The organism is Kitasatospora sp. NPDC058170 (assembly GCF_042883905.1).
Taxonomy (GTDB): Bacteria; Actinomycetota; Actinomycetes; order Streptomycetales; family Streptomycetaceae; genus Kitasatospora.
On record NZ_JBHVUV010000005.1, the window covers coordinates 150015 to 173868 of the forward strand.

Here is a 23854-nt window from a genome sequence, read left to right on the forward strand (position 1 = left end):
CTGAGGCAGCGTCATGCCGTCTGACGGAGGGGACAGTAGTGGAGCTTCGGCATGCCCTGGGGCGGGTCGGGAGGGCGAGGCGGCGCGGCCGCTGGTCGCCCGGCCTGGCCGCCCTGCTCGCGTTGACCTTGACCGGTGTGGTGGTGCCACCGAGTGTGGCCTGGGCGGCGCCACCGGAGTCGGAGGACCTGGTCTGGTCCCCTCCGCAGACGCCCCTGGGAGCCGACACGCCGTCGGTTCCGGGCCGTGACCACCTGCCAGGAGGCAAGGGCAGCAAGGACGGTGGGAATCCGCCGCCGCGTCCGGAGTCCTGGACGCCGGTCGTGGCGGCGCCGGTGGTGCCCGGCAAGGCCACCGTCCAGCTGGGCGCGGACGGGCCGGCGGCCAAGGCCGCCCGCGCCGCGACCGGTGGGGCGTCCCCCGCCTCGGGCGGCGCCACCGTGAGCCGGGCCGGCACGCTGCCGGTCCTGCTGGCACCCGCCACCGGTGACGCGGCGCCCGCCGCCGACGCGGCAGCCGCCACCCCGGCACCGCCCGCCACCTCGGTGTCCGTCGAGGTGACGGACGCCGCCAAGGGCCGGGCCGCCGGCGCGGACAGCGCCCTGGTCGCGCTGACCGATGCCGACCCCGCGCCGTCCACCGAGGGCCGGCGGACCAGGGTCACCCTGGACCTGAAGGGCCTCCAGGCCGCCGCCTGGGCCGACCGGGCGCGGCTCGTCGCGCTGCCCGCCTGTGCGCTGACCACGCCCGAGCGGGACGAGTGCCGGACCAGGACACCGGTGGAGTCCACCGTGGAGGCGGGCGGCAGGATCTCCGCCGACGTGCTCCTGCCCGGCGCCGACGCCGCCGGGTCCGCGAAGACCCCGGCGCCGGCCACGAAGGCCGCCCCGGGTGCGGACGCCGCCCCGGGCACGGACACCGCGCCGGCCGCGCGGAGCGCCCTGGCGGCCCCGATGGTGCTGGCCGCCGAGTCGACCGCGTCGGGCGCCGGCGGCAGCTACGCGGCGACGCCGCTGGCACCGTCGATGGACTGGAGCGCCGGCTCGAACGTCGGCAGCTTCACCTACAACTACACCGTCCAGACCCCGCCGACCCTGGGCGGCCTGGGGCCGTCCGTCGTGCTCGGCTACAACTCCTCGGCCGTCGACGGGCGGACGTCCGCGACCAACTCCCAGTCCTCCTGGATCGGTGACGGCTGGTCGTACGAGCCCGGCTTCGTCGAGCGCTCCTACCGCACCTGCGACAAGGCCGGCGACAGGGGCATCAAGGACTCGGGCGACCGCTGCTGGGGCGGGCAGAACGCGACGCTGTCGCTGGCCGGCCGCTCCGGCACCCTGGTCCGCGACGACACCACCGGCGTCTGGCACCTGCAGAGCGACGACGGATCCAAGGTCGAGCAGCTCACCGGAGCCCCGCGCGGGGCCGGCGAGCGGGAGTACAAGGACACCGAGTACTGGCGGATCACCACCCCGGACGGCACCGAGTACTACTTCGGCAGCAACCACCTGCCCGGGGGCGACGGCACCGACCCGGCCGCCCGGTCCGTGCTGACCAACCCGGTCTACTCGCCCAACCCCGGCGACCCCTGCTACAGCGCGTCCACCGGCAAGGGCTCCTGGTGCCAGATGGCGTGGCGCTGGCAGCTCGACTACGTCGTCGACACGCACAAGAACCTGATCACCTACCGCTACGCGCCCGAGACCAACCACTACAGCCGCGGCGGCGGCCAGAACAACGGCAACGGCACCCTCACCGCCTACGAGCGGTCCGCCACCCTGGCGCAGATCGGCTACAACCAGCGCTACGACGAGCAGAAGGCCGCGAAGGGCGCGCTCACCCCGGGCGCGCTGGTGGCGTTCGACGCGACCGCCGAGCGCTGCAACCCCGGCGGGGCCGTCACCTGCGCCGAGGACCAGCGCACCACCGCCAACGCGGACGCCTGGCCGGACGTGCCGCTCGACCAGCTCTGCGCCTCCTCGGGCACCTGCACCAACTACGGGCCGAGCTTCTTCTCCACCAAGCGGCTCACCTCCATCACCACCCAGGTGGCGACCGGCTCCGGCCAGGTCACCGTGGACAGCTGGGCCCTCGGCCAGTCCCTGGTCGAGCCGGGTGACGGCACCAAGCGGACGCTCTGGCTGGACTCCATCAGGCGGACCGGGACCAACGGCCACCCCGAGGCGAAGCTTCCGGCCGTCACGTTCGCCTACAAGATGATCGCGAACCGGGTGGACGGCCTGGTGCCGGCCTCGCCGATGTTCATGCGCCCGCGCGTCCGGGAGATCACCACCGAGACCGGCGGCCGGATCAACGTCCGCTACAGCGACGCCGAGTGCTCGCGCGTCAACAACCACATGCCGGCCTCGGCCGACAGCAACGCCATGGCCTGCATGCCGGTCAACTGGTACCCGCCGGGCCGGGTACCGCTGCCCGGCCAGACCGAGGTGTTCCCGGTCAACGACTGGTTCACCAAGCCGCTGGTCCTGACGGTCACCGAGCAGGACCTGGTGACCAGCCCGTCGACCAGCCGGACCACCGAGTACACCTACCACGGCCCCGCCGCCTGGCACCGCGACGACGCCGAGTTCACCGACCCCAAGGCCCGTACCTGGGACTACTTCCGCGGCTACGAGGCGGTCACCACCACGACCGGCAGCGCCGCCACCGGCGAGGCCCCGAAGACCCAGAAGAAGGACACCTACCTGCGGGGCATGGACGGTGACTACCGCGCCAACGGCTCGACCCGCAGCGTCGACGTCGCCAGCCCGCTCGGCGGCACCGTCAAGGACAGCGACTGGCTGGCCGGCACCGTCGTCGCCACCGAGGTCTTCGACAGGGCGGGCGGCACCGTGCAGGCCGTCTCCGGCAGCGTGCGCTCCGGTCAGACGAACACCGCGACCCAGACCCAGAGCGCGGGCGCGCCGAAGATCTACGCCCGGTACCCGGACTCCCAGGTCACCGAGATCAGCAAGAGCAAGCTGGCGAACGGCACCTGGAACACCACCACGTCGGTCACCACCACCGACCCGGCGCACGGCAACCGGGTCCTGAGCACCTCCGACAAGGGCGACGGCACCGCCGCCACCCCGGAGCTGTGCACCACGCTCGAGTACGCGGTCTCCGACAACCCGGTGCTGATGATCCTGCCCGCGGGCCGGACCACCGTGCAGGGCCCGTGCACCGCCACGGCGACCGCCGCGAACACCGTCGGCGGCAGCCGGACCCTGTACGACGGACGGCCGTTCAAGCAGGCCGGCACGATCGGTGACGCCACCGCCGTCCAGGTGCTCGACCACTACGACGGCGCCGGGAAGCCCGTCTACACCCACGGCGGCAGCACCACCTACGACGCCTACGGCCGCACCGTCACCACCGCCACCCCGGACGGGTCGTCGTACGACGCCAACGGCGCGCAGCTGAGCGGCGTCTCGCTCACCCCGGCCGTCACCGGCACCACCCGCAGCCCGGCCACCGGCCTGTTCCCGACCACCGTGACCACCACCGGCCCGCTGGGCGCCGACTGGACGGCCGTGGTGAACCAGGAGCCCGGCCGCGGACTGGCGCTCAACGAGACCGACGCCAACCAGCGGACCACCACACAGGAGTACGACGGCCTCGGCCGCCGGACCGCCGTGTGGATCCCCGGCCGGGACCTCGCCGAGCTGCCCAACCAGCGGTTCAGCTACGACGTCAACGGCACCGCGGGCCCCTCGGTGATCACCAGCGAGTGGCTCCAGCGCAGCGGCGGCACCTACTCGGGCCGACGCGAGCTGTTCGACGGCCTCGGCCGAACCCGGCAGGTCCAGCAGACCAGCGACGCCCGGGCCACCGGCCGACTGATCACCGACACCGTGTACGACTCGCACGGCTGGGTGATCAAGACCTCGTCGCCCTACTACGAGGCCACCACCGCTCCCAGCACCGCGCTGTACCTCCCGCAGGACTCGCAGGTGCCAGCGCAGACCTGGACCTCGTACGACGGCCTCGGCCGCCCGGTGCGCGCCGAGTTCCGCTCCAACGCCAACCTGCAGTGGGCCACCACCACCGCGTACCGCGGCGCCGACCGCGTCGACGTGACCCCGCCGGACGGCGGCACGCCGACCACCACGATCACCGACGCCCGCGGCCGCACCGTCGCGGCCTGGCAGTACCGCACCGCGACGCCGACCGGCAACCCGGCCGACGCCGACATCAGCACCTACACCTACACCGCGCTCGGCCAGCCGGCCACGCACAAGGACGCCGTCGGGAACACCTGGACCTACACGTACGACCTGCTCGGGCGGCAGACCTCGATCACCGACCCGGACGCCGGCACCTCCAGGACGTTCTACGACGCCAACTCGCGGGTCGACCACACCGTCGACGACAAGGGCAGCACGCTCGCCTTCACCTACGACCTGATCGGCCGGAAGACCGGTCAGTACAACGGCAGCGTCGCCCCGGCGAACCAGCTCGGCTCCTGGACGTACGACACGCTCGCCAAGGGCAAGCCCACCTCGTCCACCCGCTACGTCGGCGGCGCGGACGGAGCGGCGTACGTCAACGCCGTCACCGGCTACGACGTCGGCTACCGGCCGACCGGCACGGCGGTGACCATCCCCTCCGCCGAGGGCGCGCTGGCCGGCACCTACGAGACGGCGGCCACCTACGAGCCCGTCCTCGGGCTGGTGGACACCCTCACACTGCCGGCCGCCGGCGGGCTCCCGTCGGAGACCATCGGCTACACCTACAACGACACCGGGCTGCTGGTCTCCAGCAAGAGCCTCAAGAAGTCCGTGGTGGCCGAGGTCATCTACGACGCCGCCGCCCGGCCGGTGCGCACCACCGTCGGCCCGTACGGCCGCCAGGTGGCCTCCACCCAGCAGTACGACTGGGCCACCGGACGGGTCGTCAACTCCTTCGTCGACCGGCAGAACGGCACCGTCTCGGCCGACCAGACCACCTACACCTACTCGGCCTCCGGCCGCATCACCTCGGTGACCGACCTGCAGGACGCCCGCGACCGGGACCTGCAGTGCTTCACCTACGACGCGCTCGGCCGGCTGACCAACGCCTGGACCGACACGGGCGGCACCCACACCACCGCGGACTGGACGGACTCCTCCGGCGTCGAGCACGGCACCGGCAGCTCCACCAACGTCCCCGGTGTGGGCGGCTGCGACAACGCCACCGGCCCGGCGGCCGTCAGCCCGGGCGGGCGCACCGTCGGCGGCCCGGCGCCGTACTGGAACACCTACGGCTACGACGCCACCGGCAACCGCACCCGCCTGGTCCAGCACGACATCAGCGGCAACAGCCTCAACGACACCACCACGACCCAGACCTTCGGAGCCGCCGGCACCCGCAACACCCCGACCAGCGCCCCCAACACCGGTGGCGGCACCGGCGGCCCGCACGCGCTGCTGAACTCCACCAGCACGGGCCCGGCGGGCACCAAGACCACCCGCTACCAGTACGACGCGGCGGGCAACACCACCGCGATCACCGACACCTCCGGCACCACCAGCCTGGCCTGGAACGCCGAGGGCAAGCCGACCACCGTCGGCAAGACCGGGACCGCCGGCGACACCACGTACGTCTACGACGCGGACGGCAACCAGCTGGTCCGGCACAGCCCCGGCAAGACCGTCCTGCTGGTCGGCAGCGACGAGCTCACCCTGGACACGGCCACCGGGGCCACCACCAACACCCGCTCCCTCTCCGGTGGCGGCGGGCTGACCTTCACCCGCAACACCGCCGCGGTCGGCGGCGGCACCGTACTGATCCAGGCCGCGGACCCGCACGGGACCAACGGCGTCCAGATCGGTATCGACGCCGCCATGACCGTCACCCGACGGTCCACCGACCCCTTCGGCAACCCCCGCGGCACCCAGCCCGCGGCCTCCGCCTGGGGCGGCACCAAGGGCTTCGTCGGCGGCCTCGCGGACGAGACCACCGGCCTCACCAGCCTCGGGGCACGGCAGTACGACCCGGCCACCGGCCGCTTCATCAGCCCCGACCCCATCCTCGACCCGGCGAACCCACTGCAGTGGAACTCCTACGCCTACAGCTACAACGACCCGGTCAACACCAGTGACCCCAGCGGCCTCTACGGCAGCTGGTGCGCCACCCAGGCCTGCGCCGAACAGACCCAGGCGGAGGAGGACAGGAAGGCCGCCGCCGGCAACGGCGGAAGCGGCGGGACCGGCGTGACCACCGGCACTGGTGGAGACGGGGGCGGTGGCGGCAGCGGCTCGGGTCCGGCCCCTGTGGCCGCCTCGACCCAGCGGGTCTACGTGGCCATCACGATGACCGTCGCCGTGCAGGACGACGGCTCCGGTCTGGCCCGGAAGCTCCAGAAGGCCTACGAGGCCCAGGTCCAGAAGATCCCGCACCCCGAGTTCATGACGGTGAAGGACGAGAACTCCGCCCTCGCCGCCGCGTGCAAGGCCATCGGCCCGGCCTGCACGGACGAAGTCCAGGCGTTGATCGAGAACATCTCCATCATCAACGGCTTCGCTGCCAACGGGCAGGAGGCTCCCATGGAGCGGGCCAGCCTGCTGGTCAACTCCTGTGCCTTCCACAGCTCCTGCGGACGCGACAACAACGGCACCTTCGAAACGAACGACGAAGGCACGTTCGGCGACAAGAACAACTCGGGCCCCGGCCCCTACACCATCGACTACGGCGGCGGCTACGGGCTGGTCTGCCACAGCTTCCCCGCCGGGACGCCGGTGCTGATGGCGGACGGCACCCTGGTGCCGATCGAGCAGGTCCAGGCCGGGGACCAGGTCCTCGCCGCCGATCCCCAGCAGGGGCTGAGCAGGCCCGAGGCCGTCACCGGTGCGATCGTCACGGACGACGACGGGGAGTTCACCGACCTCTCCGTCGAAGCGTCCGGTACGAAGCCCGCCACCCTCACCACGACCGCGCACCACCCGTTCTGGAACACCGTCACCCAGCGCTGGGAAGAGGCCCGCGACCTCCAGGCCGGCGAACTGCTCCAGAAGCCGGACGGTGGCTCGGCAGCGCTGACCGCGGTGAACCACCGGGTCGGTGAGGCCCGTACCTACGACCTCACGGTCTCGACCCTCCACACGTACTACGTACTCGCGGGCGCCACGCCGGTTCTGGTGCACAACTGCGACTTCATCGGACCGAAGGACAGTGTGGCACTCGGTCGCGATCTGGAGGGGCCCGCCAACGTCCAGGACTTTGCCGCGGCGGTCAAGGCCCGGCATTTCATGAACTCCACGGACTGGGAGGCAGACGTCCTCGGTGCCGTCGAGAGGCTCAAGCGAGGCGAGGCCCGGATATCCTTCATGCTCGACGGCCTTCCGGGCGGCGGCCAGGGACCCGAGCGCGCGTTGAAGAGGGCCCAGGAGGACTTCGCGAGCGGGAAGTTCCTGGCGACGCAGTGGGAACTGCTTGAGATCGAAAAAGCAGGGCTCATGGGCAGGGTCGACTTCTACCGGTACAGCCCCAGGATCGGCACGTGGAACCTGGTGAAGAGGAAATGAGCATGACTCGATCCGAAGTGAATGTGACCGACCGGCGCCAGTTCAGCTTCGTCGACTATCGGCACGGCCACACCTACGTGGTGATCCGCGGCTTTCCGCCGATGGACGACGACGCTCCCGGGGGTGCTCCGGTGCGGGTTCTCGACCTGTTCTTCACGGGTGTCAAGCGCATCTCGTGCTGGAGGGACCTGAGGTCGCTCCACGTTCGCCGCGCCGACAGCGCTGAACGCGCCGACCTCGAAGGCCGGATCGGGAGGATCCGACCGGACTCGGACGTCTTCCTCCTGGAGGAGGGCTCCGTCGAGAGCTACGTCATCGCTTCACGGCTGCACTGGGCCGAATTCGACCTCCATGGGGACGTGAGTCCCTTCGTCTCCAGCGACCGGGAGTACCGGTCCGCCCATCCGCCTGTCGGCGGCGTGATCAACAGTTCGGCCTGACCCGTAGTGCCTGTGGTGCCCCTCTCCGGAGAAATTCCGGAGGGGGCACTTCTGCATCCGAAACGAGGCGGCGCGGCAGTACCGGACCGCAGCCCTAAGCCGGGCGGACTACGCCGAAGGTACGAGCCGGTCACCGGGCCGGTGGCCGATCCACTCGGGGCCGGTCCGGGGCGATCGTGGTGCCATGAACGCACCGCAGAACACCGTCGGCGCCGCCGCCTCGGCCGCCTCCGCCAACCCCGGCACCCCCGGCACCCCCGCAACCCCCACGGCCCCCGTCGCCCTGGTCACCGGGGCCTCGCGCGGCCTCGGGCGCGCCCTTGCCCAGGCGCTGGCCGAGGCGGGCTGGCAGCTGGTCATCACCGCCCGCAACAAGGGCGAACTCTCCGTCGCCGAAGCCGAACTGGCCGCCACCACCACGGTGGTCGCGCTCGCCGGCTCGGTCGTCGACGACGACCACCGCGCCCGCCTCGCCGAGGCCGCCGCCGACCTCGGCGGGGCGAGCCTGCTGGTCAACAACGCCGGGACGCTCAACGGCTCCGACGGACGGGGCGAGCCGCTGCCCCGCCTCGCCGACGTCCCGCTGCCCGATCTGCTGGAGACCTTCGAGGTCAACGCCCTCGCGCCGATCGCGCTGACTCAGCTCGTCCTGCCCCAGCTGCGGGCGCACGCCGGGGCCGTCCTCAACATCAGCTCGGACGCGGCCGTCGAGGCCTACCCGGGGTGGGGCGGCTACGGCGCGAGCAAGGCCGCGCTGGACCACGCCTCCGCCGTACTGGCCCGGGAGGAGACGGAGTTGAAGGTCTGGGCGGTCGACCCCGGCACCATGCGGACCAGGATGTACCAGGACGCCTGCCCGGGCGAGGACATCTCCGACGAGCTGCCGCCCGAGGCCGTGGTCCCGGCACTGCTCGGCCTGCTGCGGAGCGGTGCCGCCTCCGGCCGCTACCGCACCGGTGACCTGCCGGCCGAGGCGGGCCGGGCGGCGGCCGCCCGGGAGGACCGGTGACAGCACTCACGGATCCCGGGATCGACGTCGACGTCCCGCCCGAACTCTCCGCCCGCGCACCGGCGGAGGCTCGCGGCACGGCCCGGGACGGCGTGCGGATGCTGGTCGGGCGCCGCAGCGGGACGGCCGTCGAGCACCACCGCTTCACCGACCTGCCCGCGGTGCTGCGCCCCGGGGACCTGCTGGTGGTCAACAACTCGGCCACCCTGCCCGCCGCGCTGTCCGGCCGGCTGCCGGACGGCACCCCGGTCGCGCTGCACCTCTCCTCCGCCCAGCCGGACCAACGCGGCGCGTTCCTGGTGGAGTTGCGCAGGATCGTCCCCGGTGAGGCCGCCGCCTACTATCCGCCCGCCGAGTCGCCGGCCCGCCCGGGTCTGCGGGTGGCACTGCCCGACGGTGCGTCGGCCGAGCTGACCGAGCCGTTCACGGCCCGGCTCTGGCGGGCCCGACTGGACCTTCCCGCACCGCTGTTGCGCTACCTGGGCCGCCACGGGAGGGCGATCCGGTACGGCTACGTGGACCGGGACTGGCCGATCGAGGCCTACCAGACGGTCTTCGCCGCCGTCCCCGGCAGCAGCGAGATGCCGAGTGCGGCCCGGCCGTTCAGCGCGGAGGTGGTGGCCCGGCTGGCCGGTCGGGGCGTTCTGGTCGCACCGGTCACGCTGCACACCGGCGTCGCCTCACCGGAGGCGCACGAGGCGCCGTACGCGGAGCGCTTCCACGTGTCGGCGTCCACCGCCCGCCTGGTCGGGCACGTCCGGGCCGGCGGCGGGCGGGTGATCGCGGTCGGCACCACGGTCGTCCGGGCCCTGGAGTCGGCGGTCGGTCCCGGGGGAGAGGTGCAGGAGGCGGACGGCTGGACGGAGTTGGTGATCACCCCCGAGCGCGGCGTACGCGCGGTGGACGGCCTGCTCACCGGCTGGCACGAGCCGCGCGCCTCGCACCTGCTGATGCTCGCCGCCGTCGCCGGCCGTCCGCTGCTGCGGCGCTGCTACGCGGAGGCCGTCCAACAGCGCTACCTCTGGCACGAGTTCGGCGATGTGAACCTGCTGCTGCCGAACTGAGGACGCCCATCGCGTCTTCTTCGCCGACCGCACCGACCGCACCGACCGCACCGACCGGGTCGGCTGTCTTGCAGGCCCGACCGGGGTCCTAGGTCGGGCGGTCCATCGCGATCGGGTCCACGGGTGGAGGCCAACGGCCCCGGGCGGTCCCTAGGGTGGCCGTATGACCGTTGATCTGGAGAAGTACTTCGCACGCATCGGATGGGACGGCGAGCCCGAACCGACCCTCGCCACCCTCCGTTCCCTGCACCACGCCCACGTCCTCGGCATCCCGTTCGAGAACATCGACGTGGTCGTCGGCACGGTCCCGTCACTGGACCTCGCCGACCTGCAGGCCAAGCTCGTCGAAGGCTCCCGCGGCGGCTACTGCTTCGAGCACAACACCCTGCTCGCCGCGGTACTGGAGAAGCTGGGGTTCGAGGTCACCCGGCTCACCGGCCGCGTCCTCGTCGGAGCGGGCCCCGGGGAGATCCGCCCGCGGACCCACATGGTGCTGGCCGTCCGGGTGCCGGGCGAGTCCGGGCGTCACCTCGCCGACGTCGGTTTCGGCGGGCGCGGCGCGCTGCTGGAGCCCCTCCCGATGGTTCCCGACCGGGTCAGGGACGGCGCGGGGCGCCAACACCGCCTCCTCGTCGAGGAACCGGACGGTCCCGCGCCCGTCTGGGTGCTCCAGGCCAGGACCGACGGTGCCTGGGACGGCCAGGTCGCCTTCACCCTGGACCGGGTCCCCACCCCCGACATCGGGGTCGCCAACTGGCACGTGGCAACCCATCCGCGCTCGCCCTTCCGGCGGCTCTACGTCCAGTACACCAAGCCGGCCGGCCACCTGCGGCTCGACGGCACCACCTTCACCCGGACGGAGGCCGACGGTACGGTCCTGGTCCGGGAGCTCGAAAGCCCGGAGGAGGTCGCGGAGTTGCTGGAGGGCGAGTTCGGGATAGTCCCGCCGCCCGGCCTCCGGTCGAGCGTCTGAACGCGGCCGTGCGGGGCTGAACGCGCCAACGGCCCCAACGGCCCCAACGGCCCCAACGGCCCCGACGGCCTCAGCCCGTGGCGCCGAGCGGTCCTGCGAACAGCGTCTGTGCCGCGTGCTGGGTGTCCAGGTACTCGCGCACCGAGGTGATCAGCCCGTTCTCGACGGTGAAGATGCCGAGGGCCTGGTTGTCGTAGCTCGACCCGTTCGCGGCGGTGCCCTTGGCGCTCCACTCGGCGACCACCTGGTTGCCGTCCGCGAGGAGGCCGGTGAGCGCCACCGCGGGGGCGCCGTCGGGGGCGAACAGGCTGCCCACCGAGCCGAGGAAGTCCTGGACGATGGCGTCCCGGCCGCGCCACTGCCGCGACAGCGGCAGGTTGCCCGGGTACGTCCAGGTGGCGTCCTCGGCGAAGGAGGCCACGATGGTGTCGAGGTCGCCCTCGGCGACGGCGGTGACGTAGCGCTCCACGACGGTCCGGGGGTCGAGCTGCTCCATGGTGACTCCTGTGCTGGCGGGTCGGGATCGGGCCGGTTGCCCGGGACCAAGCCAATCCGGTGGCGCCCGGGCGGTCCAACAACCGCGGGGGAGTACCGACAACCGCCGGTTGTCGCCAGAGGTCACAACCCGGGCGGAGTGGCCGGACGGAACCCTAGTAGTCGGTGGAGAGCCCCGGTGGAAGCTCCAGCTCGAACCAGACCACCTTCCCGTCCCGGGTGCGGCGGCTGCCCCAGCGGTGTGCCAGCTCGTTGACCAGGTGCATGCCGCGCCCGCCCTCGTCCTCCTCCCGGGCCCGCCGGATCCGGGGTGCCTCGCTCTCCTGGTCGGCGACCTCGATGGTGAGCACCCGGTTGCAGAACAGCCGCAGCTGGGTGGGGGATCCGGCGTGCACCAGGGCGTTGGTGATCAGCTCGCTGGTGAGGAGTTCGGCCCAGTCGGCGAGCGCGTCGAGTCCCCAGGCGGCGAGCGTCTCGCGGGTGAACCGGCGTGAGTGCGCGACCATGGCGTGGTCGCCGGTCAGCGGCAGCGTGGCGATCCGGTCGGTGCCGACCGGCTGGACCTGCGCCAGGATGATCGCGATGTCGTCCTCGCTGGTGCGGCCGGTGAGTTCGGCGAGCACCGCGTCGCAGGTCTGCTCCAGCGAGCCGCGCCGGTTGGCGATCGTGCGGCAGAGCAGTTGCAGGCCCGTGTCCAGGTCGCGGCCCCGCCGCTCGACCAGGCCGTCGGTGTAGAGCGCCAGGATGCCCTCCTCGGGGAGGGTGAACTCGACGCTCTCGAAGGGCACTCCGCCGACGCCGAGGGGTGCCCCGGGCGGCATCTCGACCAGTTCGGCCCGCCCTTCGGTATCGGCCAGGACCGGCGGCAGATGGCCGGCGCAGGCGGCCGTGCAGAGCCGGTCCACCGGGTCGTACACCGCGCAGACGCAGGTGGCGAACTGGCCCTCGCCGATCGCCGTCGTCGCCTCGTCCAGCCGGTGCAGCACCCGCGTCGGGTCCAGGTCGAGGGTGATCAACGTCCTCGCCACCGTCCGGAGTTGGCCCATCGTGGCGGCGGCCCGGATGCCGTGGCCCATGACGTCCCCGACCACCAGGGCGACCCGGCCGGAGGAGAGCGGCACCACGTCGAACCAGTCGCCGCCGACCTCGCTGACCACGCTGCTCGGCAGGTAGCGGTAGGCGATCTCCAACCCCGGTGTGCGGTGGATCTCCTGGGGGAGCAGGCTGCGTTGGAGCATCAGTGCGGTGTCCCGCTCGCGCCGGTAGAGCCGGCCGTTGTCCATCGCCAGGGCGGTCCGGGCGGCGAACTCCTCGGCCAGCGCCCGGTCCGCCGGACCGAACGGCAGCGGGTTGCGGATCCGGATGAACTCGGCGCCGCCCAGCACCAGTCCACGCGCCAGCAGCGGCACCATCAGGTAGGAGTGCACCCCGGCGTCCAGGCCCGGCTGCACCCGGTCCGGTGAGGCCACGATCCGGCGCAGCGCGGCCTCGTCCACCTCGGACACCAGGATCGACCGCCCGGTCCGCAGGCTCTCCGCGTACACCTGCGCGGACATCGAGGTCTCGCCGATCTGGTCCGCCGCCGCGGCCATCGTCCCCTCGGGGCCCAACTCGCCGACGGCCACCGCCCGCATCAGCACCGAGCCGTCGTGCGGCATCGGGCCGGGCTCCTCGCCGCTGAGCACCGCGTCGCGCAGGTCGACGGTGACGAAGTCGGCGAAGCGGGGGATCACCACCTCCACCAACTCCTCGGCGGTGCGGTGCAGATCGAGCGTGGTGCCGATCCGGGTGCTGGCCTCGTTGATCAGCGACAGCCGCTGCTGGGCCGCCCAGGCCTCGTCCAGGGCGCGCTGGCGGGCCACCGCGGCGTCGCGCTCCCGGGTGAACAGCAGCGCGTTGTCGATCGACACGGCTGCCCGGACCGCCAACTCCCCGGCCAGCGCCAGGTCCTCCTCCTCGTACGGGCGCTCCACCACCGTCCGGTAGAAGCCCGCGACGCCGACCGGTGCACCGCGGGCGATCAGCGGCACCACCATGAAGGAGCGGACGTTCTGCTTCCGTACGGCCGACTGCCGTACCGGGTCGTCGGCGAACCAGGCCATTCCGGCCTCGTCCATCCGCGGTACCAGTACGGGCGCGCGGTTCGCCAGGCTCCAGGCGTACGGCGATCCGGGCTGGAAGCGCTGCACGCCGCCGGTCCGGGCGATCGGCTCCAGCGTGGAGCCCTGTGCCGAGTGGAACGCCATCCGCCGCAGCACCGCCGAGCCGTCCTTCTGCACCCGGGCCTCGCGCTCGCCGCGCACCAGGTCGTCGAGCACCTCGACCACCACCGTGTCGGCCAGCCTCGGTGTCGCGACTTGCGCCAACTCCAGGGCGGTCTGGGCGAGATCGAGCGTGGTGCCGATCCGGGTGGACGCCACGTTGACCAGCGCCAGCCGCTCCTGCGCGGCCTTCGCCTCGCGCAGCGCCTGCTGGCGGGCGAGCACGGTCTGGTGCTGGCGCAGGTAGAGCCGCGCGTTGTCGATCGCGACGGCGGCACGCGAGGCCAACTCGTCGCCGAGGGTGATGTCCGCCGCGACGAACGACTCCCGCTCGCCGCGCCGGGAGTACACCACCATGCCCAGCGTGGTGCCGCGGGCCACCAGCGGGGTGATCCGCACCGAGCGCGGGCGGTCGCCGAGATAGGCCTGGCGGCGGCTCTCCGTGATCCCCTCGCTCAGCATCGGCAGTTCCCAGGACGGCACCACGACCGTCCGCCCGCTCGTCATCGCCCGCGCGTAGGGCGAGTCCGGCGCGACCTCGTACACCGCCTCGACGGGTAGCGCGTCCGCCGGGTACAGCGGGTCGTCGGTGGCCAGCGCCAGGCGGCGCACCAGCTGGGGGACGGCGGGGTCCAGCGGCTCCACGTTGCGGCCCGAGACCAGCACCTCCAGCGCGAACACGCCGCTGATGTCGGCGACCCTCGGCACCATCGCGTCGGCCAGTTCACGCGCGGTCTGCCGCAGGTCGAGCGTGGTGCCGATGGACGTGGTGGCGTCGACGAGCAGGGACAGCCGCTCCTGCGCCCGGGCGGCACGGGCGTCCGCGCGGAACCGTTCGGTGATGTCGATGAGGGTCGAACTGACGCCCAGGACCTCGCCGCCCGGCTCCTCCAGCCGGAAGTAGGAGGCGGACCAGGCGTGGTCGTGCTCCGGATCGTTGGGGGTGCGGCCGTGCGAGCGGGCGTCGATGACCGGCTCGCCGCTCTCCAGCACCTGCCGCATCACCGCCTCGCTCTCCTCGCCGTTGATCCCCGGGAGCAACTCGCTGAGGGTGTGGCCCAGATGCTGCTCGACGCTGAGGCCGTTGACCCGGGCGAGCGCCTCGTTCAGCCGGACGAAGGCGAGCCGGGAGTCGAACACCGCCATGCCGACCGGCGACTGGGTGAAGAAGCCGTCGAGGACGGCCAGATCCGCCTGGATCCGGAGCAGTGTGGTGACGTCCGATGCGACGGCCAGCACCAGCGGGGCGCCGCCGGGACCTGAGATCGGATGGGTGCGGAACTCCAGGTTCACGTGGTGGCCGTCCCGGTGCCGGACCGGGAAGACGCCGGACCAGCCACGGCCGTCCAGAATGCCCTGGAACAGCTCCAGGATCTCTGGCCGCTGGCTGTCCGTGGCCAGCAGCTGTGCGGCCCGCGCGCCGATCGCCTCCTTGGCGGAGTAGCCGAGCAGGGCCTCCGCGTCACTGCTCCAGTGCAGGATGCGGCCGTCGGCCTCGATCAGCGCGGTCGCGATCGGCACCATCAACAGGGCGTCCTGGTGCGGCCCCCGACCGGCACCTCGCTGCTCGTTCACCATAGCCAGAGAACCGCCCGGAGATCGTTCCCATCAGCCCTGCCATCTTCCCACGCTGCCCCGGCGAACCGCTCTCCGTGCCGGCCCGGCCCTCCGGGAACGGCCCCTCCGGCAGGGGGTCCAGCAGGCAGTTCGGCGGGAGCTCCCGCACGAGCGGCGGGCAGGAGCGCCGCCTCCTTGCGCCACCGCCGCGCCGGGCTGGATCGCCGGCCACCGCCTCCGCCGCCCCAGCCCCCGTTCTCGCTTCCCCGCTTCCTCCGCCCCAACCCCCGCCTCCCTCACCTCCTCCGCCCTTGCCTCTGCCGCCTCCTCCGCCCTTGCCTTCGCCGCCTCCTCCGCCCTTGCCTCTGCCTCCTCCGCCGCGACGGGGTGACCTGGGCTGGGCGGTAAATATGTCGACCGGTCTACTGATTCAGCCGCAAGGGTTCGAAGAATATGTAGACCGATCTCTATATTTGGCGCCCGGATGCACAAAGTCTCTAGACCGGTCTACATATTCTTCTGCCGTTGGAACCGCTTCGGAGTAGGAAGTCGGCTGGGTCGACTTCCTACTCCGGAACGTCATGGGGGTGGGTCGGTCGGTTGGAAATCCGGGGGACCGAATCCGGGGAGCCGGGGACCGGAGAGTCGGGGGGCCAGGGGATCGGGGAGCAGGCGCGGGGCGCACCGTCCTCTAGGCCCTCCCGGCCGAGCTGCCTGAACCGATTCCGGCCGGTGAACCGATGGCAGCTGGGTCGCCGTCGGCGGATTCGCCCTGCCGGACGCAGCGGGGGCGCGGGGTACGGACAGGGTCGGGTGGCGGGGATGGCGCCTGAAGCGAAGGCCAAGGCCAAGGCCAAGGCCGAGTCGGCGACCGCGGAACGGCGGTGCGCGGACGGGGCCGCCGGTGGCCCGGCAGAGTGGCCCGGAGAAGCGGCCCGGCAGAGCGGCCCGGAGGAGCGGCCCGGCGTCAGTCCAGCGTCTCCAGGATGGTGGCGTTGGCCAGGCCGCCCGCCTCGCACATGGTCTGCAGCGCGTAGCGGGCGCCGCGCTCGCGCATCGCGTGCACCAGGGTGGTCATCAGCCGGGTCCCGCTGGCGCCCAGCGGGTGGCCGAGCGCGATCGCACCGCCGTTGACGTTGACCTTCGCCGGGTCTGCGCCGGTCTCCTTCAGCCAGGTCAGCACCACGCTGGCGAAGGCCTCGTTCACCTCGAACAGGTCGATGTCCGTCAGGGAGAGGCCTGAGCGGTGCAGCACCTTCTCGGTCGCGGGCAGCACGCCGGTCAGCATCAGCAGCGGGTCCGAACCGGTGACCGCGAAGGAGTGCAGCCGCGCCAGCGGGCGCAGGCCCAGTCGCGCCGCCGTCTCGCTGCTGGTGATCAGGACGGCCGAGGCGCCGTCGTTGATCGGGCTGCTGTTGCCCGCCGTCACCGACCAGTTGATCTGCGGGAACCGCTCGCCGAAGCCCGGGTCCGCGAACGCCGTCCGCAGGCCGGCGAGCACCTCGGGCGTGGTGCCGGGGCGGACCGACTCGTCCATCGTGACCAGGCCGTCGGGCGTCGCGACCGGGGCCAGCTCCGGCCCGAACAGCCCGGCCGCATGGGCGTGCGCGGCCTTGGCGTGCGAGCCGGCGGCGAAGTCGTCCATCGCCTCGCGCGAGAGCGACCACCTGGCGGCGATCAGTTCCGCGCTGATGCCCTGCGGAACCAGCCCGCCGGGGTAGCGGGCGGCGATCGCCGCGCTGAACGGGTCCGCCCCCGGAGGGACGTTGGACCACATCGGTACCCGGCTCATCGACTCGATCCCGCAGGCGACCACCACGTCGTAGGCGCCCGCGATCACCCCCTGTGCGGCGAAGTGGGCGGCCTGCTGGGAGGAGCCGCACTGCCGGTCGACGGTGGTCGCCGGGACGGACTCGGGCAGCCCGGCCGCCAGCCAGGCGTTCCGGGTGGTGTTCACGGCCTGCTCGGCGACCTGGTCGACGCAGCCGCCGATCACGTCGTCGACCAGCGCCGGGTCGATCCCGCTGCGCCCGACCAGGGCCTGGAGGGTGTGGGCGAGCAGCTCGACCGGATGGACGCCGGAGAGGGCCCCTCCCGGCTTGCCCCTGCCGATGGGGGTGCGGACGGCTTCGACGATCACGGCGTCACGCATGACGGCCGCCTTCCTCTGGGTGGTGCCGGGTGGGTGGTGACGGGTCAACTGAGCCCAAACGTCGAGCTCAGTTGGAAAAGCAAACCCACTATAGAGTTGGTGGGTTTGGAATTCCAACCACCCGAAGATGTGGCCCGGGCCACTGCTCCTGGTGCGCTCCGGCACCCCGGCTGTCGCCCGGAGACTCCGGTCGGCCGGACCGTCCGGGGACTGGGCGGCGGGACGGCGGGAGGGGAGCGCCGGTACCGGCGCCGGTGCCAGGGAAAGTGTTTGCCGACCGCGCTGTCGCGTGGGTAGCGTCGCCGTCCGTGACCCCGACTCTGCGCACCGAGCGGCTGCTCCTGGAGCCCTACGTCCCCGCCGATGAAGAGGGCTTCGTGGCCCTGTTCCAGGACACCAGCGTGTCGCGGTGGATGGGCGACGGCCCTGCTTCCGAAGCGGCGGACCGGGCCCTGTTCGGGCGGATCTTCACGAAGGTCTATGCCCAGGACCTCTTCGACGTCTGGGCTGTTCGCCGGGACGGACTCCTGGTCGGGCATGCCGAGATCAAGCCGACCGACGTCACCGGAGGCCACGAGATCATTTACGCCCTGGCGCCAGCGGCCTGGGGATCCGGTCTGGGGACCGAGCTGGCGGAGGCGATCACCGCCTACGGCTTCGGCACGCTCGGACTGACCAGGGTCTACGCCACCGTGGCCGCGCCGAACACGGCCTCACTGGCCCTGCTGGACAGGATCGGGTTCGAGCATGTCCAGGACGTGGAAGAGGACGACGGAAGCACCACCCGGGTGCTGGTCCGCCGGCTGGCCGCGGGCGACCCGTCGCCCCTCACCCGATAGGGCCTGACAAGGTCCGACATGGGTGAGCAACCCGCCGCCGTCGGACCGCCCGCCGGAGGTCCGGCGGGCGGTGGATGAGGCGACGGGTGAGCCGACGGATGAGCCGACGGGCGGGTGAGGCGACGGGCGATCAGCCCGTGCCGCAGGCCTACCCGGCGGTCGCGTAGTCGTTCTGCAGGGTACGCAGCAGGGCCGTACCCGCCGGGTCGACCGAGCGTCGGGTGTTGGCCAGGGCTATCACGCCCACCTGCTTCTCCGGGTCGAAGGCGACGAAGGAGGCGAAGCCGCCCGTCCCGCCGTTGTGCCAGATCTGCAGGTGGCCGCCCTGGTGCGGGTGCAGGCGGTGGCCGAGCCAGCCCAAGTGCGCCCAGGCGAAGGGGTTGACCCGGTGCTTGACCTCGCGGGTGAGTGCTATCGCGGGGGCGAGCGGGCTGCCCTCGCCCGGGGCGCCCTCGCCCGGTCCGCCTTCGCCACGGCCGGAGGCCAGTTGGGCGCGGAGGAGTACCGCGAGGTCCGCGGCGGTCGAGCGCAGCGCCCCGGCGCCTGCCAGGTCGGCCAGGTTCCAGCGGGGCACGGGCCGTCGGCGTGGGCTGTGGCCCTGGGCGAGCCGGGCCGACTGCTCCTCGCTCACCTCGATCACCGTGTCGGCGAGCCCGAGCGGCTCGCCGATCTCCCGCGTCACCAGCTCCCCGTACCCGATGCCGGACCGGTGGGCGAGCGCCAGGCCCAGCAGTCCGGCGCCCAGGTTGGAGTAGCGGAAGCCGCGGCCGGGCGCGGTGTGAAGTCGCGTCCGGGCGAGCCCGGCGAGCAGGGCCTCGCCGGTGCAGTGGACGTACGGGTCGGGCTTGCGCGGGTTGAGCAGGGCCGGCAGCAGCATCCCCGCGGGCAGTCGGGGCAGTCCGGCGGAGTGGGTGGCGAGGTGCTGGAGCGTTATCGCCGTGCCGCCCTTGCTCGGGACGGTGGAGCCGGACGGCAGTACGTCGGCGAGCGGCTCGTCCAGGGAGGCCGATCCGGCGGTGACCAGCCGGGCCAGGACGAGCGAGGTGAACACCTTGGTCACCGAGCCGACTTCGAACAGCGTGTGCTCTCCGGGCACGCCGGCGGCCGGGCCCGTACCGGTGCGGCCGGCGCCGCGGATCTCCACCGCGTCACCGGCCAGCCCGGCGACGACCACACCGACCTGTTGGCCCGCGAGCCGGTCGGCGGTCTGCTGGACAAGGCTGCCAAGATCGCTCATGCCTGCGAGCCTAGGCGCCCGCAACCTGCCCGGTCGTCAGCCGTAGCGATGATTCCGCTCCCCGCCGGTCCGCCCACAGGCGTATGCCAACCGGCATACCTGAGCGACCGCCGAAGGCCTGCGCACCTGCCGACCCGGCCCGAACGACGCCGGCCCGAACGGCCCTGGCCCAAACGACCAGGGCCCAAGCGACCCCGGCCCGGCCGACCCGGCCCCGACAGGCGGGGGCCGGTCGCCCGGCCCCCGCCCTCCGATCGGCGAGGTCAGCAGCTCAGGTTGGAGCCCGGGACGGTGCCGAGGATCTGGGTGAAGCTCTGGTAGGCGTTGATCCGGCTCTGCACCTGGGCGGGGTTGCCGCCGTTGCACTCCAGCGAGCCGTTGATGCTGCGGATCGTCTCACCGAAGCCGTACCCGTTGACCATGGCGTTGTGCGGGGTCATGGTGCCGGGGCCGGTCTGGGTGTTCCAGTACCAGAGCGCGGTCTTCCAGGCGACGGCCGGGTCCGTCTGGACCAGGTTCGGGTTGTGCAGCAGGTCGATGCCCAGGGCGTCGCCGGCCGCCTTGTAGTTGAAGTTCCAGCTCAGCTGGATCGGCCCGCGCCCGTAGTACGCGGCCTGCCCGGCCGGGCACCCGTACGGCTGCGAACTGTCACAGTAGTGCGGGTAGTTGGCGGTGTTCTGCTCGACCACGTAGACCAGCGCGCCGGTCTCGTGGTTGACGTTGGCGAGGAAGGCCGAGGCCTCCTGGCGGCGGACGGTGTCGCTGCCGGTGCGCGCGAAGGCGGGGAAGGCGGCGGTGGCGTCGATCAGGCCCTGGTAGGTGTAGAAGGGGTTCCGGTTCGGGAACATCTGCTGGAACTGTGCCTCGCTGACCGGGAATCCGCCCGGGTTGGGGGTCTGGGTCGAGGTCGGCGTGGCGGTCGGCGTCGAGCCGCAGTTGTACGGCTCCCAGTACCAGGTGCTGATCACCGGGTCGTAGCCCGGGTTGTCGTGGGTGGCCCGGTAGAGCCCGCCGTTGGTGTAGTGCACGATCGTGCCGGTGGTGTAGGTGCGCCCGGCGACCCAGTCCGGGTAGGAGCAGGTGCCCGAGGTGGGGGTCGGGGAGGTCGGGCCGCCACCGCCGCAGGTGCCCTGGTCGGCCCAGACGCCCGTGCCGGCGGTGCTCGGGGCTTCGTTCTGGGTCCACCACTTGGCGGACCAGTTGTGCCCGCTGTAGGAGACGGCCGCACCGCCGGTGTACGCGGTGGAGGCGTTCCAGGGGGCGGCGCAGGCCGCCGCGTTGGCCGCGGAGGCGGGCAGCAGCAGCGCGACCGCCAGTGCGGTCACCACGGCGGAGAGCAGCGCGAGTAGGCGTTTCGTGGACACTTCATCACCCCTTGTGCGGTGGGGGCCGCACGGTCGTGGAGGAAGGGAGGAAGGAACGTTCGGCGCAGGGGGGCCGGGCCTCGTCGGGGGTTGCGGCGCGCGGGCACGTCGTGGGGGACGGGCCGACCGGGGTGCGGGCCGGTGCGCCGGTGACGACGGGGCTGACCCAGACTCAAGCGGAATGGTCTATACCTGTCAAGGGGTTGCGGGGTGATGCGGCCCCGGTCGTGCCGGATTCGGCCGGAATCGGCTGGGTCTGCGAGGATGTCCGAATGGACGACACTCCCGGCTCCGCCGCCCTGCCCGGCCCCGGCGGGCCGATCCGGTCGGGCATCCCGGAGCACGGCCGGGTGCCCAAGTACTACACGGTGAAGGGGCAGTTGGAGGCGCTGCTCGACGAGCTCGGCGAGGACGGCGTACTGCCGACCGAGCGCGAGCTGGCCGCCCGCTTCGAGGTGGCCCGCGAGACCCTGCGCCAGGCGCTGCGCGACCTGCTGATCCAGGGGCGGGTCCGCCGGCGCGGCCGCAGCACCGTGGTGGCCGGGCCCAAGCTGGAGCAGCCGCTGTCGCTGTCCAGCTACACCGAGGGCGTCCGCCGCCAGGGGCGCACCCCGGGCCGCAACCTGATCGGCCTGGAGCGGATCGCCGCCGATGTCCACCTGGCCGGCCAACTCCGGCTCGCGGTGGGGGAGTCGGTCTGGCATCTGGAGCGGGTGCTGCTGGCGGACGGTGAGCGGGTCGGACTGGAGAGCACGTACCTCGCGGTGGCCAGGGTGCCCGGGCTGGACCGGGAGTTCGACCCCGAGTCGTCGTTCTACGCGTTCCTCAAGGAGCGGGCGGGCATCGCCTTCGGCGCGGCCGACGAGCGGATCGAGACGGTCCTCGCCTCGCCGCGGGAGGCGCTGCTGATCGGCACGCCGCCCGCGCTGCCGATGCTGCTGCTGCACCGGCTGACCAGGGACGCGGCCGGAGTCCCGGTGGAGCGGGTGCGCTCGCTCTACCGCGGTGACCGGTTCAGCTTCACCACCCACCTCGCCGCCGACTGAGACCGCTCCCCGCCGCGCCGCCGAGCCCGCCGCACCGCACCGCCGAGCCTGCCGCGCCCCATCGCCGACCCCGCCCCGGCCCCGCCGCACCGCGCCCGCCCCGGCCCCGCCCGCCGCCCCACCGGTCACCGCCCCGACCCGACCCGCCGCCCCCAGTTGATCACCAAAAGGTAACGGGTCTGGACCGAATTCGGGCGCTGTTCACGCCCGGGACGAAACCCGGGCGACCTCCGGCCACCCGCCGCTCCGACCGTTGTCACCGCTCCCCCTTCTGCTCCCCTTCCGCTCCATGACGCAGCCCCAGGAGACGACGTGACCGCCGGAACCCCCGCCCCCGGAATCCCCGCCACCGAACCCCGCACCACCGGAACCCGCCCCGCGGGCATCCCCCGCCGAGGACTGCTCCTCGGCACCGCCGCCGCCCTGCTGGCCACCGGCCCGCTGGCCGGCCGCGCCGTGGCCGCCGCGACCGGTACCGCGGCCACCCCCGCGACCACCCCGGCCACCGCCGCCGCCGCAGCCCGCACGCCGAAGGTCCTGCTCATCGGCCTCGACGGCACCATGCTCAACCGCATCAAGGACGCCGGCGCCGCCAACCTCAACGCCCTGATGGCCGGCGGCCTCACCGCCGCCAGCAGCCTCTACGCCAAGCCGATGGCCGAGACCGCCTCCGGCCCCGGCTGGTCCACCGTCGCCACCGGCGTCTGGCCCGACAAGCACAACGTCCGGGACAACAACTTCACCGCCCCGGCCTTCGCCGCCTACCCCGACTTCCTCACCCGCATCGAGACGGCCGCCCCCGCGCGCTCCACCCACGTGATCGCGTCCTGGGCGCCGGTGGCCACCACCATCTGCTCCGGCAGCGTCGACACCCGCATCGCCACCCCGTCCGCCGAGTACGACACCGGCACCACCTCCCGCGCCGTCGCCCTCCTGCGGGACGGCAACCCGGACGCCGTCCTCGTCCACCTCGACAACGTCGACCACGCCGGCCACTCCAGCGGCGCCGCAAGCCAGGCCTATCTGGACGCGATCCGCGGCGTCGACGCCCAGGTCGGCCAGCTGGTGGCCGCCGTCGGCGGCCGGGCCGGCTACGCCCAGGAGGACTGGCTGATCATGGTCACCGCCGACCACGGCCACACCGACACCGGCGGCCACGGCGGTTCCAGCTGGAGCGAGCGGCAGACCTTCGTCATCGCCAACGGCGGTGGCCTCCCGGCCGGTTCGGTCCGCTACGACGTCCGGATGGTCGACCTCGCGCCCACCGCCCTGGCCCACCTCGGCATCGCCGTCGACCCGGCCTGGGGCCTCGACGGCAGCCCGATCGGCAGCCTCGTCCCGGACGCCTTCGACGCGCTGCGCCCCCAGCTCACCGGCCGGGTGGACGAGACCGGGATCGCCGCCGGCACCCTCGGCTTCACCCACACCCCGCCGAGCGGCTGGTCGGTCGACAACTCCGCCATGGGCACCGGCGGCATCGCCGAGTGGCGCGGCTGGAGCTTCACCACCGACGAGTTCTGGACCAAGACCCAGCGCGACCAGAACCGCGAGCTGAACGTCCGCTCCCGGAACGTCTTCGCGGTCGCCGACTCCGACGAGTGGGCCGACAAGACCTTCAAGGGGAGCTACGACTCGACCCTGGTCAGCCCGTCCTACCCGGTGGCGGGGCTCGGCACGGTCAACGTCTCGTACACCACCTACTACCAGCCCGAGGGCAGCCAGACCGCGCAGGTCCTGGCGGTCTGGGACGGCGGCACGCCGACCGTCGTCAAGACCTACACCACCCAGGTCAACGGCCCGCAGACGCTCGCCCTCGCCGTCCCGGCCGGTGCCACCGGCCTGCGGCTGCGCTTCCGCTACACCGGCGACAACAACTGGTACTGGGTGCTCGACAACGTCCGGGTGGGCTGACAGC

13 protein-coding genes are annotated in these 23854 nt (G+C 72.8%); 8 read left to right on the plus strand and 5 right to left on the minus strand.

Going from position 1 to position 23854, the window contains the following annotated elements; translation table 11 throughout:
- Nucleotides 1–38 precede the first annotated feature (38 nt).
- From ACFVVX_RS08130 to ACFVVX_RS08150, 5 genes are all read left to right on the plus strand, one after another.
- The gene (locus ACFVVX_RS08130) at nt 39–7502 is read left to right on the plus strand and encodes an RHS repeat-associated core domain-containing protein (protein WP_387942711.1); all 7464 of its coding nucleotides are present in this window, start codon (nt 39–41) and stop codon (nt 7500–7502) included.
- 2 nt (nt 7503–7504) lie between these two features.
- A complete protein-coding gene (locus tag ACFVVX_RS08135; RefSeq protein ID WP_387942713.1) occupies nt 7505–7942 on the plus strand; it encodes a hypothetical protein in 438 nt (145 codons plus the stop codon).
- 184 nt (nt 7943–8126) lie between these two features.
- Entirely contained in the window at nt 8127–8951 is an 825-nt protein-coding gene (locus ACFVVX_RS08140) for an SDR family NAD(P)-dependent oxidoreductase (RefSeq protein ID WP_387942715.1), read from the plus strand.
- Nucleotides 8948–10015 carry an S-adenosylmethionine:tRNA ribosyltransferase-isomerase gene (locus ACFVVX_RS08145; RefSeq protein WP_387942716.1) on the plus strand — a complete coding sequence of 356 codons (1068 nt, stop codon included), beginning with the start codon at nt 8948–8950 and terminating at the stop codon, nt 10013–10015. The genes ACFVVX_RS08140 and ACFVVX_RS08145 overlap by 4 nt, the downstream gene beginning before the upstream one ends.
- A gap of 163 nt (nt 10016–10178) precedes the next feature.
- The gene (locus ACFVVX_RS08150) at nt 10179–10988 is read left to right on the plus strand and encodes an arylamine N-acetyltransferase (protein ID WP_387942717.1); all 810 of its coding nucleotides are present in this window, start codon (nt 10179–10181) and stop codon (nt 10986–10988) included.
- A 70-nt stretch (nt 10989–11058) separates the two neighbouring features.
- On the opposite strand, the gene ACFVVX_RS08155 is transcribed toward ACFVVX_RS08150, so the two are convergent.
- The 3 genes from ACFVVX_RS08155 to ACFVVX_RS08165 form a co-directional block, all read right to left on the minus strand.
- The gene (locus ACFVVX_RS08155) at nt 11059–11484 is read right to left on the minus strand and encodes a nuclear transport factor 2 family protein (protein ID WP_387942719.1); all 426 of its coding nucleotides are present in this window, start codon (nt 11482–11484) and stop codon (nt 11059–11061) included.
- 154 nt (nt 11485–11638) lie between these two features.
- The gene (locus ACFVVX_RS08160; RefSeq protein ID WP_387942721.1) at nt 11639–15268 is read right to left on the minus strand and encodes a SpoIIE family protein phosphatase; all 3630 of its coding nucleotides are present in this window, start codon (nt 15266–15268) and stop codon (nt 11639–11641) included.
- A gap of 1000 nt (nt 15269–16268) precedes the next feature.
- On the minus strand, nt 16269–17453 hold the full coding sequence (locus ACFVVX_RS08165; protein ID WP_387942723.1) for a thiolase family protein: 1185 nt from the start codon (nt 17451–17453) through the stop codon (nt 16269–16271).
- A gap of 308 nt (nt 17454–17761) precedes the next feature.
- Here ACFVVX_RS08165 and ACFVVX_RS08170 point away from each other — a divergent pair, with 308 nt between their 5' ends.
- On the plus strand, nt 17762–18292 hold the full coding sequence (locus ACFVVX_RS08170) for a GNAT family N-acetyltransferase (protein ID WP_387942725.1): 531 nt from the start codon (nt 17762–17764) through the stop codon (nt 18290–18292).
- Nucleotides 18293–18440: 148 nt separating this feature from the next.
- Here the strand turns inward: ACFVVX_RS08170 and ACFVVX_RS08175 are convergent, their stop codons facing one another.
- Both ACFVVX_RS08175 and ACFVVX_RS08180 read right to left on the minus strand, forming a co-directional pair.
- Entirely contained in the window at nt 18441–19529 is a 1089-nt protein-coding gene (locus ACFVVX_RS08175; protein WP_387942727.1) for a serine hydrolase domain-containing protein, read from the minus strand.
- Between the two features lie 263 nt (nt 19530–19792).
- Entirely contained in the window at nt 19793–20893 is a 1101-nt protein-coding gene (locus ACFVVX_RS08180; protein ID WP_387942729.1) for a glycoside hydrolase family 19 protein, read from the minus strand.
- A gap of 272 nt (nt 20894–21165) precedes the next feature.
- Between ACFVVX_RS08180 and ACFVVX_RS08185 the strand changes: the two genes are divergently transcribed.
- Together ACFVVX_RS08185 and ACFVVX_RS08190 are read left to right on the plus strand one after the other, a co-directional pair.
- Nucleotides 21166–21939 carry a GntR family transcriptional regulator gene (locus ACFVVX_RS08185; protein WP_387942731.1) on the plus strand — a complete coding sequence of 258 codons (774 nt, stop codon included), beginning with the start codon at nt 21166–21168 and terminating at the stop codon, nt 21937–21939.
- 399 nt (nt 21940–22338) lie between these two features.
- The gene (locus ACFVVX_RS08190; protein WP_387942937.1) at nt 22339–23850 is read left to right on the plus strand and encodes an alkaline phosphatase family protein; all 1512 of its coding nucleotides are present in this window, start codon (nt 22339–22341) and stop codon (nt 23848–23850) included.
- Nucleotides 23851–23854 lie beyond the last annotated feature (4 nt).

Excerpts from the sequence above, each read along its gene's own strand:
- ACFVVX_RS08135 (WP_387942713.1), top strand. The coding sequence starts at position 7,505 with ATGACTCGATCCGAAGTGAATGTGACCGACCGGCGCCAGTTCAGCTTC.
- ACFVVX_RS08140 (WP_387942715.1), top strand. The coding sequence starts at position 8,127 with ATGAACGCACCGCAGAACACCGTCGGCGCCGCCGCCTCGGCCGCCTCC.
- ACFVVX_RS08150 (WP_387942717.1), top strand. The coding sequence starts at position 10,179 with ATGACCGTTGATCTGGAGAAGTACTTCGCACGCATCGGATGGGACGGC.
- ACFVVX_RS08155 (WP_387942719.1), bottom strand. The coding sequence starts at position 11,484 with ATGGAGCAGCTCGACCCCCGGACCGTCGTGGAGCGCTACGTCACCGCC.
- ACFVVX_RS08160 (WP_387942721.1), bottom strand. The coding sequence starts at position 15,268 with ATGGTGCCGATCGCGACCGCGCTGATCGAGGCCGACGGCCGCATCCTG.
- ACFVVX_RS08165 (WP_387942723.1), bottom strand. The coding sequence starts at position 17,453 with ATGCGTGACGCCGTGATCGTCGAAGCCGTCCGCACCCCCATCGGCAGG.
- ACFVVX_RS08175 (WP_387942727.1), bottom strand. The coding sequence starts at position 19,529 with ATGAGCGATCTTGGCAGCCTTGTCCAGCAGACCGCCGACCGGCTCGCG.
- ACFVVX_RS08185 (WP_387942731.1), top strand. The coding sequence starts at position 21,166 with ATGGACGACACTCCCGGCTCCGCCGCCCTGCCCGGCCCCGGCGGGCCG.